The sequence below is a fragment of the Blastococcus colisei genome, assembly GCF_006717095.1.
GTDB classification, from domain to species: domain Bacteria; phylum Actinomycetota; class Actinomycetes; order Mycobacteriales; family Geodermatophilaceae; genus Blastococcus_B; species Blastococcus_B colisei.
Genome location: NZ_VFQE01000002.1, coordinates 18734 through 37039, shown reverse-complemented (window position 1 = coordinate 37039; position 18306 = coordinate 18734). Strand labels below are relative to the sequence as shown.

The 18306-nt window shown below is 72.3% G+C and carries 18 protein-coding genes and 1 pseudogene; 13 read left to right on the top strand and 6 right to left on the bottom strand.

Annotated elements, in window-relative coordinates; translation table 11 throughout:
* Positions 1 to 13: 13 nt before the first annotated feature.
* From FHU33_RS25150 to FHU33_RS19555, 3 genes are read left to right on the top strand one after another with little or no spacing between them, the layout of a single operon-like run.
* Complete coding sequence (locus FHU33_RS25150) at positions 14 to 1150, top strand: sensor histidine kinase (protein ID WP_170182610.1); 1137 nt, start codon at positions 14 to 16, stop codon at positions 1148 to 1150.
* Positions 1147 to 1812, top strand: a complete 666-nt coding sequence (locus FHU33_RS19560; protein WP_142027303.1) for a response regulator — start codon at positions 1147 to 1149, stop codon at positions 1810 to 1812. Before FHU33_RS25150 ends, FHU33_RS19560 begins: the two co-directional genes overlap by 4 nt.
* Before the next feature lie 19 nt (positions 1813 to 1831).
* Complete coding sequence (locus tag FHU33_RS19555) at positions 1832 to 2635, top strand: alpha/beta hydrolase (RefSeq protein ID WP_142027302.1); 804 nt, start codon at positions 1832 to 1834, stop codon at positions 2633 to 2635.
* 3 nt (positions 2636 to 2638) lie between these two features.
* Here FHU33_RS19555 and codB read toward each other — a convergent pair whose 3' ends face one another.
* Positions 2639 to 3943 carry a cytosine permease gene (codB, locus tag FHU33_RS19550; protein ID WP_142027301.1) on the bottom strand — a complete coding sequence of 435 codons (1305 nt, stop codon included), beginning with the start codon at positions 3941 to 3943 and terminating at the stop codon, positions 2639 to 2641.
* Complete coding sequence (locus FHU33_RS19545; RefSeq protein WP_142027300.1) at positions 3940 to 4428, bottom strand: nucleoside deaminase; 489 nt, start codon at positions 4426 to 4428, stop codon at positions 3940 to 3942. Before FHU33_RS19545 ends, codB begins: the two co-directional genes overlap by 4 nt.
* A 335-nt stretch (positions 4429 to 4763) precedes the next feature.
* On the opposite strand from FHU33_RS19545, the gene FHU33_RS19540 reads away from it, so the two are divergent.
* The 4 genes from FHU33_RS19540 (at position 4764) to FHU33_RS19525 (ending at position 6875) form a co-directional block, all read left to right on the top strand.
* Entirely contained in the window at positions 4764 to 5078 is a 315-nt protein-coding gene (locus FHU33_RS19540; RefSeq protein WP_142027299.1) for a hypothetical protein, read from the top strand.
* Between the two features lie 189 nt (positions 5079 to 5267).
* Positions 5268 to 5957: an alpha/beta hydrolase gene (locus FHU33_RS19535; RefSeq protein WP_142027298.1), complete on the top strand. Its 690-nt coding sequence runs from the start codon at positions 5268 to 5270 to the stop codon at positions 5955 to 5957.
* Positions 5958 to 6095: 138 nt separating this feature from the next.
* The gene (locus FHU33_RS19530; protein WP_142027297.1) at positions 6096 to 6317 is read left to right on the top strand and encodes a hypothetical protein; all 222 of its coding nucleotides are present in this window, start codon (positions 6096 to 6098) and stop codon (positions 6315 to 6317) included.
* A 234-nt stretch (positions 6318 to 6551) separates the two neighbouring features.
* Positions 6552 to 6875: a hypothetical protein gene (locus FHU33_RS19525; protein ID WP_246064007.1), complete on the top strand. Its 324-nt coding sequence runs from the start codon at positions 6552 to 6554 to the stop codon at positions 6873 to 6875.
* On the opposite strand, the gene FHU33_RS19520 is transcribed toward FHU33_RS19525, so the two are convergent.
* From FHU33_RS19520 to FHU33_RS19505, 4 genes are all read right to left on the bottom strand, one after another.
* On the bottom strand, positions 6849 to 7835 hold the full coding sequence (locus tag FHU33_RS19520; RefSeq protein ID WP_246064005.1) for a tyrosine-type recombinase/integrase: 987 nt from the start codon (positions 7833 to 7835) through the stop codon (positions 6849 to 6851). The two genes, FHU33_RS19525 and FHU33_RS19520, sit on opposite strands and share 27 nt — an antisense overlap.
* A 309-nt stretch (positions 7836 to 8144) precedes the next feature.
* Positions 8145 to 8834, bottom strand: coding sequence for a LuxR family transcriptional regulator (locus tag FHU33_RS19515; RefSeq protein ID WP_142027295.1), 690 nt, complete (start codon positions 8832 to 8834; stop codon positions 8145 to 8147).
* Positions 8827 to 9486 carry a hypothetical protein gene (locus FHU33_RS19510; RefSeq protein ID WP_142027294.1) on the bottom strand — a complete coding sequence of 220 codons (660 nt, stop codon included), beginning with the start codon at positions 9484 to 9486 and terminating at the stop codon, positions 8827 to 8829. The genes FHU33_RS19515 and FHU33_RS19510 overlap by 8 nt, the downstream gene beginning before the upstream one ends.
* A 183-nt stretch (positions 9487 to 9669) precedes the next feature.
* Positions 9670 to 9879 (bottom strand): helix-turn-helix transcriptional regulator, encoded by a 210-nt coding sequence (locus FHU33_RS19505; RefSeq protein WP_142027293.1) that lies wholly within the window; start codon positions 9877 to 9879, stop codon positions 9670 to 9672.
* Positions 9880 to 10924: 1045 nt separating this feature from the next.
* Here FHU33_RS19505 and FHU33_RS19500 point away from each other — a divergent pair.
* The 6 genes and pseudogenes from FHU33_RS19500 (at position 10925) to FHU33_RS25140 (ending at position 18295) form a co-directional block, all read left to right on the top strand.
* Positions 10925 to 12049 (top strand): ArdC-like ssDNA-binding domain-containing protein, encoded by a 1125-nt coding sequence (locus tag FHU33_RS19500; RefSeq protein WP_142027292.1) that lies wholly within the window; start codon positions 10925 to 10927, stop codon positions 12047 to 12049.
* A gap of 16 nt (positions 12050 to 12065) precedes the next feature.
* Positions 12066 to 13793: a ParB/RepB/Spo0J family partition protein gene (locus FHU33_RS19495; RefSeq protein WP_142027291.1), complete on the top strand. Its 1728-nt coding sequence runs from the start codon at positions 12066 to 12068 to the stop codon at positions 13791 to 13793.
* Between the two features lie 264 nt (positions 13794 to 14057).
* On the top strand, positions 14058 to 14546 hold the full coding sequence (locus FHU33_RS19490; RefSeq protein ID WP_142027290.1) for a hypothetical protein: 489 nt from the start codon (positions 14058 to 14060) through the stop codon (positions 14544 to 14546).
* 514 nt (positions 14547 to 15060) lie between these two features.
* Positions 15061 to 15291: a hypothetical protein gene (locus tag FHU33_RS19485; RefSeq protein ID WP_142027289.1), complete on the top strand. Its 231-nt coding sequence runs from the start codon at positions 15061 to 15063 to the stop codon at positions 15289 to 15291.
* A gap of 1331 nt (positions 15292 to 16622) precedes the next feature.
* Positions 16623 to 17108: pseudogene (locus tag FHU33_RS26515) on the top strand (diguanylate cyclase domain-containing protein); the annotation flags it as partial.
* Positions 17109 to 17179: 71 nt separating this feature from the next.
* The gene (locus tag FHU33_RS25140; protein WP_425456789.1) at positions 17180 to 18295 is read left to right on the top strand and encodes a putative bifunctional diguanylate cyclase/phosphodiesterase; all 1116 of its coding nucleotides are present in this window, start codon (positions 17180 to 17182) and stop codon (positions 18293 to 18295) included.
* The last annotated feature ends 11 nt before the right edge of the window (positions 18296 to 18306 follow it).

The following is an 18306-nucleotide window of genomic DNA, read 5'->3' as shown; positions in this document are numbered from 1 at the left end:
AGGTTCCGCAGTCATGGCCACGCTGCTCGGGCGGTACCCCCGACTGCTGGACGTCGGCATCGCGGCGACACTGGTGATCGGGGGGCTGCTCGAGGGCGTGGTCACGGACGTCGACCGGCCGTTGTGGGTGCACCTGACGCTGACCGTCGTCGTCATGTCGGCGGTCGCCCTGCGGCGGCTCTTCCCGCTCGGCACGCTCGGGTTCGTCGTGCTGGGCATGATGGCCGTCGATCCGAGCGGGCAGCTGTCGATCTTCGCGGCCCTGGTGATCGTCAGCTTCACCGCCGGTCTCGAGGTCGATCCGCCGCGCGCCTACTGGGGCCTGCTCCTGGCGACGGTGCCGTTCTACGTCGGGTACTCGTTCAGGGAGCCGCTGGTCAGCGACTACGTCGCCGTCACCGTGCTCTACGGCGGTAGCTGGGCGGTGGGCCAGATGGTGCGCCAGCGCACGCAGCAGGCGGCCGAGCATGCCGCCCGTGCGGACCGGGCCGAACGGGAACGCGAGGAACGCGCCGCGCGGGCGGTGGCCGAGGAGCGGGCACGCATCGCGCGCGAGCTGCACGACATCGTCGCCCACTCGATCAGCGTCATAACGGTCCAGACGCAGGCCGTCCGGCGCCGGCTGGATCCCGGGCAGCAGCGGGAGATCGACGATCTGCGTGCGGTCGAGTCGACCGCCCGCCAGGCGATGGCGGAGATGCGCAGGCTGTTCGGCGTGCTCCGCGCCGAAGGGGAGCGGCCGGCGCTGTCGCCGCAACCGGGGCTCGACCAGCTCGGCCGGCTGATCGCCGACACCCGGGCTGCCGGGGTCGAGGTGTCACTGGCCGTGGAGGGGCCCGCGTCACCCCTTCCGCCCGGTCTCGACCTGGCCGCGTACCGGGTCGTCCAGGAGGCGCTCACCAACGTGCGCAAGCACGCGCCCGGCGGTCGGGTCACCGTGTGCGTCCGGCACGGCGGGGGCGGCCTCGACATCGCGGTGGAGGACACCGGCGGGGTGCCGCCCGGAACTGCCGACGGCGCCGGCCTCGGGCTGGTCGGGATGCGGGAGCGGGTGGCCCTCTACGGCGGCACGGTGGATGCCGGCCCACGTCCGGACGGCGGCTTCGCCGTGCGGGTGCGGCTGCCCTTCCGCGAGGGAGCTGCGGCGTGACCGCGACCGTGGTCATCGCCGACGACCAGCCGATGGTGCGGGCGGGGCTGCGCTCGCTGCTCGAGGGGGAGAAAGGCGTCGTCGTGGTGGGGGAGGCCGTGGACGGCGAACAGGCACTGGCGCTCGTCGACCGGCACCGACCCGACGTCGTCCTGATGGACATCCGGATGCCCGTCCTCGACGGGCTGGAGGCGACCCGGCGGCTGGTCGCGCAGCAGTCGCCGGCCCGCGTGCTGGTGCTCACCACGTTCGACCTCGACGAGTACGTGTTCGAGGCGCTCCGAGCGGGCGCGAGCGGCTTCCTGCTCAAGGACGCCACCGCCGAGGAACTGATCGGTGCCGTCCGCACGCTCGCGGCCGGGGACGCGATCCTGGCGCCGGCCGTGACGCGGCGGGTCATCGAGGCGTTCGGGGACGTGCCGCACATCGATCCACGGGTGGCGGGCCGCCTCGATCTGCTGAGCGCCCGCGAGGTCGAGGTGCTGCGGCTGCTGGCGCGCGGGCTGTCCAACGCCGGCATCGCCGCCGAGCTGTACATCAGCGACGCGACGGCCAAGACCCACGTCAGCAACGTGCTCACCAAGCTCGGTCTCCGCGACCGGGTGCACGCGGTGATCTTCGCGTACGAGAGCGGCCTCCTCCGCCCGGGTGGCGTCGGTTAGGTCGCGTCATCATCGAGGGGTGGTCCGGTCGGCTCTGGTGGCGGTGGCGGTCCTGCTCCTGGTGCTCACGGTGATCACCGCCCTGCTGTGGGGCTTCCAGCGGAAGCTGATCTACCTGCCCGACGCCGGGCCGGTGGGCCACGCCGGTGACTTCCTGCCCGGTGGCCGGGACGTCGTCCTGCGCACCTCGGACGGGCTGGACCTGGCCGGGTGGTACGTGCCGGCCGGCCGGGACGCCGCGACGGTGCTGGTCGCCAACGGCAACGGTGGGCACCGGGGGTTGCGGGCGCCGCTGGCCGAGGAGCTTGCCGACGCCGGCCTCGGCGTCCTGCTGTTCGACTACCGCGGCTACGGGGGCAATCCCGGCAGCCCGAGCGAGCAGGGGCTGGCCCGCGACGTGCGGGCGGCACGGCAGTTCCTGCTGGACGACGGTGTGGACCCCGGCAGGCTGCTGTACTTCGGCGAGAGCCTCGGCGCCGCCGTCGTCACCGAGCTGGCGACCGAGCACCCGCCCGCGGGGCTGGTCCTGCGGTCGCCGTTCGTCGACCTCGCATCGGTCGCCGCCGTCCACTACCCGGTGCTGCCGGTGCGGGCGCTGCTGCGCGATCGGTTCCCGGTGGCCGAGCAGATCGCGCGGGTCGACGTCCCCACGACCGTCGTCTACGGCAGTGCCGACTTGATCGTGCCGCCCGAGCAGAGCCGGGCGGTGGCCGACGCCGCGGCGCACCTGCACCGGCTGGTGGAGGTGCCCGGCGCCGACCACAACGACCCGGTCCTGCTGGACGGCGACGCGCTGGTGAAGGCCGTCCTGGAGCTGGCGTGAGCCTCAGCCGACCGGCTCGGCCACCGGACGTCGTCCCCGCTGGACGGCCAGGACCGCGACGACCGCGACCACGACGCCGACGACCGGGGGGATGAACCAGCCGGCCTCGTTGCTCCACCAGGCGGCCACCGCGGCGACGACGTAGGCGCCGAGGTTGCGCCACTCGAACGCCGGCAGGACCGACGCACTCGGCATCCCGCCGCGCCACCGGGCCAGGAAGTCGCCGATGACCACGCCGCCGAGGGGCGGGATGAGGATGCCGAGCCAGACCAGGTACTCGATGAGGTTGTCGTAGATGCCGGTGATGGCCAGCAGCGTGCCGAGGACGACGCCGCCGATGACGAACGGCTTCTTGGACCGGGAGTTGGCGATCTCGGCGCCGGCGACGCCGAAGTTGTAGGCGGTGTTGTCGTTGGTGGTCCACAGGTTGGCGACGAGGAAGACCAGGCCCCAGCCGACCAGCCCGAGCTGGTAGAGGACGAGGACGAAGTCGCCCTCGCCGAAGGAGAGCGCGCCGATGGCGCCGAACCCGAGCATGAGCAGCTCGCCGATCAGGAAGGCCACGAGGCAGGCCCAGAAGCCGGCCGACGGTGTCCTGGCGAAGCGGGTCCAGTTCGGGGCCTGGGTACCGCCCGACGCGAACGTGCCGACGACGATCGTGACCGCGGCGGCGATCGACATCGTCTCGCTCGGCACGATCGCGGTCAGGCCGCTCCAGCCGCCGACCTCGTCCAGCGAGCGCCAGGTCACCCAGCCGGCGAGGACCAGCAGCAGCGGTACCGAGACGATCGAGAGGGCGTACATCCCCTTGTAGCCGTAGTAGGCGGTGACGCCCATGACGGCGCCGCCGGCGATCATCAGCGCGATCTCGATGCCGCGGCCCGACCAGTCCAGCGCGCTGGCGGTGAGGCCGGCCAGCGTCGCGACGGTGACGCCGTACCAGCCGACCTGCGTGCCGCCGAGCAGCAGCGAGGCGAACTTGGCGCCCGTGGTGCCGAGCGAGTACCGGCACATCATCACCGTGGTCAGGCCGGTGCGGGCGCCGATGCCGCCGATGACGGCGACATAGACCCCGAGGACGGCGCTGCCCAGGATCAGCACCCAGATGAGGGTGCCGACGTCGAACGCCGCACCGATCTGGGCGCCGGCCAGCATCGTCGGGGTGAAGAAGGTGAAGCCCAGGAGCACGATCGCCAGGGAGAACAGCGACTTGCGGGCGTGCCTCGGGACCGGGTCGATCGGGTAGTCGGGGTCGATCTCGCCGGCCACCTGCGCGACGTCGTCACGGCTGCTGGTGCTGCTGCTCATCTGCCTGCCTCCTGGACGGGCTGGTCTTCCCCGATGTCCTCGTTCCACAGGGCCGGGTGCGCGGCGATGAACTCCTCCATCATCTGCACGCACTCCGGGTCGTCGAGGACCATCACCTCGACGCCGTTCTCGGCTAGCCAGTCGTGCCCGCCGTAGAAGGTGCGGGCCTCGCCGACGACCAACCGCGAGATGCCGAACTGGCGCACCAGCCCGCTGCAGTACCAGCAGGGCGACAGCGTCGTGACCATGGTCGTGCCGCGGTAGGTCGCCTGGCGGCCGGCGTTGCGGAAGGCGTCGGTCTCCCCGTGCACCGACGGGTCGTCGTCCTGCACCCGGCGGTTGTGCCCGCGGCCGAGGACGGTCCCGTCCCGCCCGATGAGCGCGCCTCCGATCGGGATGCCGCCCTCGGCCAGTCCGGCCCGGGCCTCCTCGATCGCGACCGCCAGCCACTTCCTGGCCGTCGCGTCGTCCAGTGGAACCGTCATCCGGCGCCGTCCTTCCCCGTGTTCGCGCGCTGCGTCGCGCCGACCCTGGCAGAGATGGTTCCGCCGCGTCGATGCCTTGGGCGTTCCCGTGCGGTCACGTTTCGGTCCCGCCGCACACCGCCGTCCGGGCGGCCTTCGCAGGGGACGGGTGATGTCGGGACGACCGGGCGGTCCAGCCGCTGCCGAGCAGCCTCGCCGCGTCGCGTGCGAAGGTCCGTGTGGAACGGCGCCGATGATCGGTCACACGATGTCTCCCACTCCTGCTGCGGACCCTCTGTCGGGTGACGGACGGTCCGGCGTCCCGTGCCGGTCCGCCGCCTCGGGAGGGAGTCGTCATGGCGGACGGGATCGCACCCGCGTACGGGCAGCTGTTGCAGGAGGCGCGCGAGCTGGGACGGGCGGACGGCATGTTCGCAGCGGCCTTCGAAACCCCGGGGATCTCGCCCGGACGCAGCGAACGCTGCATCGGCCGGACGCCCGCTGAATTCGCCCGGTTGCTCTGGGAGGGCCGCCCGGGGACGCCGCCGATCGGGCTCGAGGTCAACGCACCGCTGTGGTATTCGACGGGTTTCCACGAGGGGCTCGAGGCGGGCGCGCCGCACCGGCGGGGAACGACGGCGGCCCTGCAGTTCCGTCGGGTGTTCGGCTGAGGAGCCCGGGCCGGGCGACCCGGGACCGGATGGCCGGATCCGCCTTCCAGTGTTCCGGCCGGCGGCTGCAGAGGCGTGCGACCCCGGAGCCGCCTCCTGCTTGAGACCCCGTGCCTCCCCTGTCAGACTCCGCCGCGGTCGGCGGCCGGACACGGTGCCTACCGGCCCTGACCCGACGGAGGCGATCCGATGACTCCCACACTGGTCCTCGTCCACGGTGCCTGGCACGGCTCCTGGTGCTGGGAGCCGCTCGCCGACGCGCTCGGCGACGTGCCGCTCCAGACCGTCGACCTGCCCAGTGCCGGGGACGACCCGGCCGCACTGGGTGACCTGTACGCCGACGCAGCGGCAGTCCGCTCGGCCCTGTCCGGCATCGACGGGCCGACGGTCGTCCTGGGCCACTCCTACGGCGGAGCGGTGATCACCGAGGCGGTCACCGCCGACAGCGGCGTCGCGCACCTGATCTATCTCTGCGCCTTCCTCCTGGACGAGGGCGAGTCCCTGGCCGGCGCGGTGGGTGGCACCCCACCCCCGTGGTGGGACGTCCGTCCCGACCACGTGCTGGTGCACACGCCGGCGGAGGTCTTCTACAACGACGTCCCTCCTGAGCTGACCGCGCGGTCGGTGCCTCGCGTCTCGGCGCACTCGCTGGCCGCCTTCGGGCAGCCGCTGACCAACGCCGGCTGGAAAGCCGTGCCCAGCACGTACGTGATCTGCGAGCAGGACCAGGCGATTCCCCCGTTCGCACAGGAAGCGATGGCTCAGCGGGCCGGCGAGGTGCTTCGGATGGACACCGGGCACTCGCCCTTCCTGTCGCAGCCCGAGGCGCTCGCCGGGCTGCTGCGCCCGATCCTCCACCGGGCGCTACGTGGAGGCTGACGGCCGGGCTCGACCCGGCCGGAGCATCGCCGACCCCCACGTCGGGACCGGGACCGGGACCGCTGTGAGCCGTGGAGCGGAGCCGGGCAGCGGCGTCGACGGGCCAGGACGCGCGACAGCGTGGTATCTCTCCTGACCATGAGCGGCAGCGAGTACGTGGTCGGTCGTCGGGCGGACGCGCAGGGTGAGCCGACCGGCGAGCGTCATGCGGTGATAGCCGTCGCGACGCGGAAGGAGCCACCCTTCCGCGCGGAGTGCGGCGCGAAGGTCGATGTGCTGGACGGGAACTGGCCGCCCGCAGGCGGCGAGGAGCACGCCTGCCCGGTCTGCAGCCGGGACACCAGCGCGCCCTGGGCGTGAGGCGCCCGACCGGCCCGGCGACGGCGGCGGGTGCCGGGAGATGCCACGCGTGATGTCTGCCCGAGCCCCGGGCGTCCCTCCGTCGGCGCAGGCCGTTCACCTGACCGGGTGGACCTGCCTCCCCGTGGCGTCGCATTGTCCACAGAACGGCTGATCCGGCCCCGCGGACCGATCCGTTTCCTTACAGTCCCGGCTGATTCGACGACTTGTTCCACCAGGCTCGACGGGGGTGCCGTGCCGACCGCTCTGGACGTCGTGGACGGCGAGGTCCGGGAGCTCATCCGGCGTCGCGGCCTCGACCCGTTCACCGACCCCGGACCAGTCCGGCTCCTGGTGCGCGACGTCGTCGCCGACTACTCCGAACGCTCGCTGACCTCGGCGCTGCCGCCGATCGTCGACCCGGAATCCGTCGTCCGCGACGTGCTGGACCGGGTCGCCGGGTTCGGACCGCTGCAGCGCTACCTCGACGACCCCGAGATCGAGGAGATCTGGGTCAACGAGCTAACTCCCCTGAATCTGCAGATCAGCGCCTCAATCGTGTTCCTCGGTCCGCACTGAGTCCGCAGCAGCGTCGAAAACCAGATCCGTCAGACCGGCTGCGCCCGCCCGGGTCCGGTCCTCCGCCGAGGGCCACAGGTGGGAGTAGGTGTCCAGGGTCGTCGACGGCGACCGGTGCCCCAGGGCCCGCTGCACGGTCACCACGTCGCAGCCCGCAGCGATCAGGCCCGAGGCGTAGAAGTGCCGCAGCCCGTGCAGATGCAGGACCGGCGTGCCGGCAGCCCGGACGGTCGACTGCCACCACGAGTTGACGGTGCTGGGTGGAAGAGGACGGCCGTCGGCGGTGTGGAACAGCCACCCCTCCGTCGCGGTCCCGGTGCGCTCGACATGCCGGGCGAGCATCTCGACCAGCCGGTCGGGCAGATAGATCGTCCGCTCCGATCCGTACTTGGGCTGCCGTAGTTCGGCGGGGCCACCCCGGCGGCGCTGCACCTGACGGCGCACGTGCAGCCGCCTCCCGAGGAAGTCGACGTCCTCCCGATTGATCCCGGAGGCCTCGCCCAAGCGCAGGCCGGCGAAGGCGCAGACCCCCAGGTAGGCCCGCATGCTGGGGCGGGAGCCATCGATCAGCGCTCGAATCTGGTCCGGTGTCGGGATCTCCATCGCGTGCTCTGCCCGTCGTCGAGCAGGCAGCCGGAGCCCAACGGAGGGATCAACGGCGATGACCCGATCCCGCACGGCGGACTTGAGGACCGCCCGGACGGCGTTGACCCGGGTAGCCACAGTGTTGGGCGCGTACCCGGCGGCCACCATCGCCTTGACCCAAGTCTCGAGGTGCGAGGCCCGAAGCGACGCGATGGGGACCGAACCGAAAGTGACCTTGCGCCGCGCCAGGTCCATCGACACCTCGGTCATGGGCGCCCACACCTGGCGCTCCGCCCAGCCTCGGAAGTACGCGTCGAAAGTCGTCCGCCCGGCCCGCGGATCCACGTAGCTGCCGGTGACCACTGAAGCCGTCACTTCGTCGAGCCACCGCTGAGCGTCGGCCTTTCGCTTGAAGTGGCGAGCGTGCTCCTTGCCGTTCTCGTCCCGGTACCGCGGCCGATACGTCCCATCAGGCCTCTTCGCGATCGACGCCACTTCGCATCGCCTCCCTCTGTCTTTAGTTTGGGGGCCTTGGCCGCTTCAGTGTGGGAGTCTCCACCGACTGAAAGGCCATCAACCCGACTGGCCGCCATCGGTCGAGCACAGATCGGCTGGCCGGCCTGCCCGACCTCGGCTGACCTGGTTCGCGACCGACGAACCGGTGCGGGCTGGGCGTTCACCGGTTCAGTAGAGGTAGCGGTCGATGCCGGAGCCGTGCGCCCAGATGTGGTTCATGCGGTCGGCGGTGCGGGCGTGGGCGGCTTCCTCGGCGTCGCTGAGCACACAGTCGGTGCCGGGCGGGGTGGCCCGCAGCCGGGCGGTGAGCAGTCGGGTGTCGTCGGTGTGGGCGAGGTCGAGCAGGCCGGCCAGCCGTGCGAGGAGTGAGACCAGGTCTGTGCGGCCGGCCGGGCGGCAGCCGCCGGCGAGCGGCTCGGCGTGGGCGTCGACCACGTCGGCGATGTCGGCGTCCAGCCGAGGGTGGCCGAGGGCGGCGGCGGTTGCGGAGAGGAGGTCGATGTCGGCGGCGGGCAGGGTGAGGGCGGTCATCGGCGCGTGCTCGTAGCGGCCGTCCGGCGCGAGCAGCCGGCCGCACCCGGGTCCCCGGGACTGGGTGGGCGTCAGGGCGCTGAGTAGCTGCTGCACGGCGGCGAGGGCGATCCGGTCGGCCAGTGGTGGTGGCAGCCGCAGCGGCTCGGTGTCGGTGCCCGGATCCCGCCGGTCGTCGTCCTCCCACGTGCCCAGACACAGCAGGATCTCTTCCAGGGCGCGCAGCGGCGCCAGCGGCTCGCCGTCGAGGTCGACGACGAGCACCGTCCGCTCCCTTGGCGGGGCTTCCTCGCCCGGTCCGGGGTGGCCGGTCGGCTGCTCAGTCACTGGCGGACCACCGCTCGGTGGCCGACCGGCCGGTCATACCGGCGGCCCGGCCGATGTCGGCCCACGACGCCCCGGCCACGAGTGCGGCACGGACCGCCTGGTCCAGCGCGCGGGAGGCGGAGGCCTGCCGGGCGGCGGCCGCCTCGACGTCCTCGAGGGCTTGCCATCCGGCGATGTGGCGGTGCCATTCCTGCCGCACTCGGTTCTCGTCGGCGGCCTCCAGGTCGGCCCATGGGCCGGCGGTGGCCAGCTGCCGCGCCGCGGGGTCGGCCAGCTCCGGTCCGGGCACCCGGGTCCAGGCGGTGCCGCGCCAGCCGCAGGTGCAGCCGGCGACCCAGCCGACGACCGCGGCGTTAGGGCGCCAGTCCTCGGCCTGTTCGATCACCTCCAGGCGAAGCTGGCCGCTGGTGTGGGAGTGCACGAGCCCGTCGCCGCGGAGAAGCGCGCCGTCCTGCCAGATGCCCTCGGCGGTGGAGCCGTCGCGGTAGATCAGCCGCACCCGGTCGCCGTTGCACGGCCCGTCGTCGAGCCGGCGGGCCACCAGCAGACCGCGGGCGCTGCTGGTGCCGGCGCCTTGCGCGCCGTCGGCGAACAGCGGCACCACCCAGCCTTCGTGCTCCTGGTCGTCTACGACCGGGCCCATCCATCCCATCGCTCCTCCTCTCGATGCGTGTGAACAGCGTCGCCGTTGCGGCGCTGCCGCTGGCCTGTCCCGGTCGGTTCTGGGGACGACCCGTCGTTGTCCACAGCCGGGGCTGGCCACAGGGCCTCACCGTGTGCCCGGAGTCGGAAGGGGCCCCGGGTCCTTTGCAACCGCTCTCCGGAGGTGCGGCGGCTATCGGCGCGGGGACTGGGCTGCTTGTGCGTCGATCCAGGTACGCAGGTCGGCGCGGCGGTAGAGGACGCGCCGGCCGAGTCGGAAGCTGTTCGGGCCGGTGCCGAGGTGTCGCCAGTACCGGAGGGTGGCGACCGGGGCGCGGAGCACGTCCGCGGCCTCGGTGATGGTGAGCAACTCGGGCTCGTGGTCGGCGGTGGGGTCGGGCATGGTTGGCTCCCGGGGGTCGTCGGTGGCGGTGCCTTCACCACAGAAGGCGCCATTTCGGGCCCGGTGGTGACACTTCACAGCCAGCCTTGTCTGACGATCTCCGGTTGTTCTCCTGTCACGGCCGCCGCTGGGGCGTCACCTGCCGGCGATGGAAGCCGGTCCTCTGCTGGCGTCGGGGGTGGGTTGGCCGGGACCGCCGGACGACCCCCGTGCTCCGGCTGGGTTCGGCCCGTCCCGACAATCAGGCTGCCGGGCCGTCTCCTGTTTTTCTCCGGCCGGTGCGCGGTTGTTCTCCGCGACGCTGTCGGTGACCGACCTGGGCCACCCGCGCTTGTGAAGCACGTTCTCCGGTAGGCCGACGACAGTCGAGGGACCAGTGGGCCCACTGAGACTGGAGAATTACTGGAGGTCCGCTGCTGACCTGGGGTTCCTCCTGTTGTCCTCCTGCTTGCCGATGCAGGCCGTGAGCATCGGGGTGCTCCTGCGCAATTGGTCCCTGTGGACGAGGGAGTCTGTCCACAACATCCGGACAGACTCCCTCGGGCGGGCGCTGACCTGGCCACGCTCGACTCATGGCGCTGGACACCGCACCCCGAGTACGGCGAGACCGCGGACCCCGTGACCGGTCCGCCAGGGCCCCCCGCGACGTGTCGGGTGATCGAGACCCCCAATCCGGTGGGCGCGACGTCGACGTCCCCGCGCCGCGACCGTTGGGGCGGGCCAGGAGCACCCTTCGGGCCACGCTGCGCGTGGCGCCGGCTGCGCCGTCGTCACGGTCCGCCTGCGGCGGGCTGTGCCTGGTCCCCCGACCCGTCCGGCAGCTCAGCGTAGGGGCCTCCCGCGCCGTCTCCTCCCGACCGGACCAAGATCCTTCCGCCCTTCGGGCGCTCCGCTGCGGAAGCAGTCTTGGTCCGGTCGTCCCCCGCCGTCGCTCCCGGCCCCTGAGCAGAGCTCTATGCCGGACGGGCCGGGGGAATGGGTGGCAGGACACCTGTTCCGCAGTTCCTCCCGTGCCGGCTTCGGCTCCAGTTCCGGGAGGGTCCAGATGACCAGCACCAACAGCACACGCAGCAGCGCGGCCAGCGGCACGAGCAGCAGGGGGAGCCGGAGCCGGCGGCCACAGCTCAGTCCGGCGCAGCGGGAGGCAGCCGACGCCGCCCGTGCGGCGAAGATCGCCGCCCTGCACGACCAGATCGGCGAACAGGTGGAGGCGCTCACCGCCGATCCGCAGTGGCGGGCGATGCTGGATGCCGCCGCGAAGTTCCACACCTACAGCGTGAACAACCAGCTGCTGATCGCACTGCAGGCGGCGCGGCTGGGCATCAGCCCGACCCGGGTCGCCGGTTTCGGCACCTGGAAGGCGCTGGGCCGCAGCGTGGTCAAGGGCTCCACGGGGCTCGCTGTCCTGGCTCCCTGCACCTACACCCCCAAGGACGCCCGAGCCGGCACCGGCACCGGGCAGGACACCCGTCGGGCCGCGCCCGCCGCCACGACAGCGTCAGGGAGGGCGGAGACGGCGGGGGAGCCGGCCAGCGGGGACGCCGACCAGTCGGCGCGGGGGCGGGTGCTGCGCGGGTTCCGGGTCGCGCACGTCTTCGACATCTCCCAGACCGAGGGCTACCCGCTGCCCGACGTTGTGCCGGAGCTGCTGACCGGTGACGCCCCCGCCGCGCTGTGGGACGCACTGGCCACCCAGGTCGCCGCGCACGGCTACACGCTCACCCGCGAGGCCTGCGGGCAGGCCAACGGCGTCACCGACCCGGCCGCCCGCACCGTGCGGGTCCGCCCGGACGTCGCCGACGCACAGGCGGTGAAGACCCTCGCCCACGAACTTGCGCACATCGAGTGCGGGCACACAGCCGACGGCTTCGACTACCGGGGCTGCCGCGGGCAGGCGGAGGCCGAAGCCGAGTCGGTCGCCTACATCGTCACAGCCTGGGCCGGACTGGACGCCGGCGCTTACACCGTCCCCTACGTCGCCGCCTGGTCGGCCGGGGACACCGACGTCGTCTGCGCCGCCGCGACCACGGTGACCGCCGCCGCCCGCCGCATTCTCGACCACCTCGACGGCGCCGAGGCCACCGAGACCCCGCCGGGGGATGGGGACGACGCCCCGCCCGCCGGACCGGCCGCGCAGCCCGGGGGCGCCCGCGTCCTCGCCACCGCCTGAGCGGGGAGAACGCGACATGCCCGCCACCAGCACCCCCGCCGACAACACCCCCACCGAGAACACCGCCACACAGAGCAGCGCCACCCCGCAGAGCATCGAAGGAGAACCCGCCATGACCACGACCACGACAGTCACCGCCCTGAACACCCGCCGGGAGAGCACGCCCGACGAGCCTTCCGCGACCAAAAACGCTCAAGGTGCCGGGATCGAACAGCGCGAGACCGAGCACGTCGACCTGGCCGGCACAGGCAGCGCACGCGCCGGAACGGCCGACGACAGCGGCCGGGCACACCGGCTGGTGTGGCTGGACCCCCGGGTGCTGGCCGTGCACCCCCGCAACATCCGCGACGACCTCGGCGACCTGTCCGGGCTGGCCGACTCCATCGCCGCCCAGGGCGTGCTGGAGGCCCTCACCGTGATCCCGCACACGGCCGCCGACGGCACGCCCGGCCATCAGCTGGTGGCCGGGCATCGCCGGGCGGCCGCCGCGGTCCTCGCCGGACTGACCGCGGTGCCGTGCGTGCTGCGCCCCGACCTCGCGCTCGACGGGAACGCCGCCGACGGCGACCGGGCCGCCCAGGCCGGGCACGTCGGCGCGATGCTGGCCGAAAACCTGCACCGCCGGGGCCTGTCCGCGGTGGAGGAGGCCCGCGGGGTGCAGGCGATGCTCGACCTCGGCGTGCCGCTGGCCAGGGTGGCCAAGTCCACCGGGCTCGGCCGCAAGCGGGTCGCCAAGGCCGCCGGCGTGGCCCGGCTGGACGGCGACACCGCCGCCGCGGTCGCCGGTGCCGGACTGACCCTGGACCAGGCCGCCGCCGTCGCCGTCTACGCCGACGACCCCGACACCACCGCGACCCTGATCGCGGCAGCGGGAGAGGGGCCCGGGCAGTTCGCCCACGCACTGACCCGCGCCAAGCAGGCCAGGCAGGAAGCGGAGCAGGCCGCCGCCCTGCTGGCGGAGCTGATCGCCGCCGGGCGCACCGTTCTGGACGAGGACACCGGCCGCGCCGCCACCCGGCTGGCCGACCTCGAGCACGACGGCCGGCCGCTGGCCGCCGACGGCCACGCCGGCTGCCCCGGTGCGGCGGTCTACGTCGCCACCACCGGCTGGCAGGGGCCACAGGTGATCGAGGTGTGCACCGACCCGGCCGGCAACGGCCACCGCGACCGCTGGACGGCCACTGTCCTACCCGGAGGCGCAGCGGGCGAGGACCCCGGCGACGCCGAACGTGAGGCCGCCGCGGCCGAACGGCGGGCCACCATCGAGAACAACAAGGCGATGGCGGCCGCCAACGAGACCCGCCGGGAGTGGATCAAGGGCCTGCTGCAGCGCAAGACCGCGCCCAAGGCGGCACTGCGGTTCACCGTCGAAACCCTGGCCGCCGACCCGCGGGCGCTGTCCCGCTGGCTGTCCGGGCAACCCAACCGCGCCCAAGATCAAGCGGCCGCCGACCTCGGCATCGACGCCCCCGGCCAGTGGTGGACCACCCGGGACAAGCCCGCGCTCACGCTGACCAGCGGCGAACAGGTGCCCGACGCCCGGCTCGCCGTGGCACTGCTGGCCCACGTCGCCGGCGCCATCGAGTCCGGGCTGCACCGCCAGTCCTGGCGCAACCCCGGCGCCGGCGACGCCCGCTGGCTGCGGTTCCTGGCCTCCTGCGGCTACACACTCGCCGACATCGAACGACAGATCGTCGACGCCGCCGACCAACCCACCGCCGACCCCGCACCCGACGCAACCTGACCGGCGTCCGGCCGCCCCCGCACCCCCGGGGGCGGCCACGCCGAGGCGGGGCTCGTTCAGTGGCCGGCCGGCGGCGGGGGGCGCGCGAGGCCCCGCCGCTGGCGCGTCGAGGCCCACCGTCAGCACGCTGCCGGCGGGCCTGCCGGCCCGACGCGCTCACCAGCCACGCGACCGCCGCCCCACACCCGTCACCGGCCGCGCCTGTCACACCCCAACGGCACACTCACCCCCGACCGTGGAGGCCGGGAGGCAGGGAGGAACCCGATGATCTTCGAACCCAGAGCCGCCGACCTCGACCCCGTCGACATCGAGAACGCCCTTCTGCGCGCCGCCCTGGGCGACTACTGCGACGAGGCCGCGATCCTTCTGCTGATCACCTCCGGCCACTGGCTACCGCAACTGCAGCACGCCGGTCTGATCACCGTCGACGGGAACGTGGAAGGGGAGGGACTGTGGGCCCACATCTACTGGCCAGACCTCGACGGGGCCCTGCACATCGGCACCATCATCGGCAGGAGCAGTGACCATCAGATCCTGCGGGCAGCCGCCAGCATCGCCGACGGCCACCCCGTCGACCTCGGCGACCTCGCCACCGGCCTCGACCGCCACGCCCTCACCCTCGTCCTCGCCGCAATGGCCCACGCCGCCGGCAGCCACGAAGAACCTCGCATCGCCCGAGGCCCTGGCGGCGTTCCGCACCCGGGTGGCCGGCTGCCGCCGCTGGTCGCCTGGCCCCAGCCGAACCACCCGTGAACCGCCCAGGAAGGGGCCCGGCGCCGGGTGCGGGGCAGGCGTGCTCACCAGCCCCTCATGCCGAGGGCGGAATGTCGGGCCGCGGGCTTGTGGCAGGTGGGGTCAGACGCTGCTCGACGAGGCGTGGCGTGCCGCGTCGACGCCCCGGCTGGCACCCACCGCTGCGCGGAGGGGGCCGTGGCCTTCCGGGAACACGCTCGCCACGCTTCTTGTCTCGTACGCCGATCACCTGGGTGGCGGCCTTCACGTCGGGGCCCGCCGCTCCCTGCGTACCGTCCTGGTGAACCCCACTTGTTCGCTGTGACCTGAATCACAGTTCGCCCAAGGCGCGCGTCGTACCGAGGGGTAGCCCCTACCGTTCCGTGGGACGGCGCCGCCTCCAAGGGCAGTGGAGACGGCACCGCCACGGCAAGGTCTACTCCCAAATTCATCCAACAGCGCTGAGTCTCGCCGCGGAGTGTCGAACGGGGCCTTCCCTGGCGGCTGCCCGGGAGCAGCCACGGGGATACCGTCCATGCCCAGCTACCGCCTCCTGGCCGGCAGCGCCACGGTCCTTGAGGTCTTCGACATGGAGGACGACCGCCAGGCGATCGACTACGCCCGCCAGCTCTCGGTCGCCTTTCCATGGGAGCCGCGGACCTTTCGAGTCCGGTGGGGCTACTTTCAGCTCGAACGGCGGGACGGGTACCTCTGGCAGATGCTGTTCGCCTGGGTCCCGCAGGGCCAGAGCTCGAACGTGTCCTGAGCGGCCTGAGCGCGGGTCGTAGCGGGTCGGCTACCGTGCGCCCGGGCCGACCTACCCGCTCTCGTAGCGGCAGGTGCTGCCTGGAGTCTGTGGGGGCAGGCGATGATGCTGGGACCCGGGGGAGGGGAGTCGGCGTGCTGCACGTCCGGCCGGGGCGTCGCTGGGGTCGGTGGCGGTTGGATTCGACAGCGTCAGAGGGCGCTTCGCCGGTAGGCCGCGGGGTGGTCCGGTGATCACCTGATCGGCCCGACCCTCCGGTGGCGAATCAGGCCGCGGCCGGCGGGGGGAGCGGTAGCCGACGATCTGACGGCGGCGAGTTGGTCCTCGAGGAACCAGTGATGGGGCTGCCGTCCGTAGTTGTCGAGGGGCATCCAGAGCACCTGCCCTGGGTTTCTCATCGTTTCGCCGAAGCCGGATTCGTGAGACCGGAGATATGTGACGTGCCCAGGCGCGAGGATGTCCAGGCGTGCGCACGTGCCGTTCAATTCCCGACGACTGGTGGTAGCGACGATAAAAACCAGCTGGTCATGGACCGAGGGCTCGTGGCACCACCATGACCAGACTCGAAGGGCGCGGGGAGTGGCTGCAGCGGCATATCTGTGCTCTGCATCTGGCGGGGTGCTATCGGCTTGTGCGGTCCCGTCACTTGTGAGGCTCATGCGCCCGGAATCGGTTGCAACGACCGCGACCTAAAGGGAACGCAGGGCAACTTCCTCTAATGGGGAGGTGTCTCGTGGTTGGTGACCCGATGAACAACCTTCGCCTTGCTGGATGCCGGTCGGGCCGTACGCACGCCACTCCGCCGCAGGTGGCCACAGGCCGGTGCGGCCCACATTTGGACAGGCCTGACAAGGAGCGAGGCGCGTGTGCCGTGTGGTGGCCGGGGCTGCGGACGATCACGTGGACATTCCACTGCCACCGCGTGCGGTTAATCATTCAACAGGGGCGCTACTGACCTCCCACCCGAATGGGTGCACGCCGCCTCCACTCGCTCAAGGCTGCCGCTTAATGAAGTCGATATGGTTAAAGTGATCGTTGGCCGGAGGGAATTTCGGGTACGCCGCATTCTTATGTCGCGGCTGCTTTCTGCTCGTTGTCATCACCCTGGTTCTGGGCGCCATGGCCTGGCTGATCCAGGGACTCGAATCCCGGGGCCAGGAACGCGCCGATACCCAGGGCGCGACGACCGCCGAGGTCATCGCCGCCACCGTCGTCCACCCCCGTCTCGGCGCGAGTGACCTCGCCAGAGGTACAGTTCTCCGCCGAGGACCTCGCTGGGCTGCGTGATGACGTCGATCAGCTGCGCGATGACGGACAGTTGCTGGGCCTGAGTGTGTGGAGCCTGGACGGCACCTCCCTGTTCGACGGTCCCCCGGCCTCCGGCGCCCTCCAGCCCTCGGACAGCGACCTCGCACGCGCCCGGCAGGGGAAGTCGTGGGCGGCGTCCGGGCAGGCCGCGGACGGGCAAACCCAGCTGCGGGTCTATCTCCCCCTGTCGACCGCGGAGCAGAACGCGGGCTCGCGCGGGGCGCTGGTCCAGGTGGTGCTCCCGCACGGGGACCTCACCGCGGCCGCAGCAGGACCGACTGCTGCGCCAGCAGGCATCGGTCGTCGTGATCTTCGGGCTGGTCATCGTCGGCCTGGTGTGGTTGCGACACCGCCTGCTGCGGCGCGAGCGGCACGCCCGCCACGACCCGCTCACCGGATTGCTGAACCGCCGCGCCCTGTACGAGGACGCCCGCGGTCTGCTGGCCAAGGCGAGCTTCAAGCGTCCGCTGGCGTTTCTCCTTCTCGACCTCAGCGAGTTCAAGTCCGTCAACGACACTCTGGGTCACACCGCCGGCGACCTGCTGCTGCAGCGCGTGGCCGGCCGACTCTGCAGGCCGCGGTGCGGCCGGAGGATCTGGTGGTCCGCCTCGGTGGGGACGAGTTCGGCTGTTCTGCTGACCCACCTGCCCGACACCGGCAGCGGCGCAGGACCGGGCCGAGCAGCTGCCTCCGCCGGCTGCGGGAGGCCCCTTTCACCGTGGAGGGTGTCGACCTGTCCGTCGACGCCAGCATCGGCGTCGCGCTGGCCCCCGAGCACGGCAGAACGCTGCCCGAGCTGCTGCAGCGCGCCGACGTCGCCATGTATCAGGCCAAGCGCAGCCGCCGCGGCACCACGGTCTATGACCCCGCGACCGACCAGCACACCGTCGGGCAACTGGCCATGGTCACCGAGCTGCGCCGGGCCCTGGACAACGACGAGTTCGTGCTGCACTACCAGCCCAAGGTCTCCCTCGGAAACCTACAGGTCACCAGCGTGGAGGCGCTGGTGCGCTGGCAACACCCCACCCGCGGGCTGCTGCCGCCGGGGGAGTTCCTTCCGGTGCTGGAACGCAGCGGACTGATGCAGCAGCTGACCCGCTGGGTGCTCCGCACTGCCATCCAGCAGGCCGCCAGCTGGCGTCGGGCCGGCATGCCGCTGCAGGTGGCCGTCAACATCAGCCCCCGCAGCCTGCTGCAGGAGGACCTGCCCGCCCGCGTGCTGGCCGCGCTGCTGGCGGCCGAGCTGCCGGCGTCGCTGCTGCAGCTGGAGATCACCGAGACGGCGGTGATGACCAACCCCGAACGCGCCGCCTTCGTCCTGACCCAGCTCCAGAGTCGGGGCGTCGAGGTCGCCATCGACGACTTCGGCGCCGGCTACACCAGCCTCGCGTTCCTCCGCATCCTGCCGGTCGCCGCGCTGAAGATCGACCGCAGCCTGATCAAAGACATGCTCGACCACGACGAGGACGAGGCGGTCACCTCGGCAGTGACCGACCTGGCCCACCGGCTTGGTTTCAGCGTGATCGCCGAAGGCGTGGAGACCGAGGCGCTGCTCGATCGGCTCGCCGCCCTGGGCTGTGACCAGGTGCAGGGGTACGTCATCAGCGCGCCGCTGCCTCCCGCCGCCCTCGAAGGCTGGCTCGCCGACTGGCAGACCCGCAGAAGCACGCCCGTCGAGACCGCTGCGGCCTCATAGGCGCCTCATCA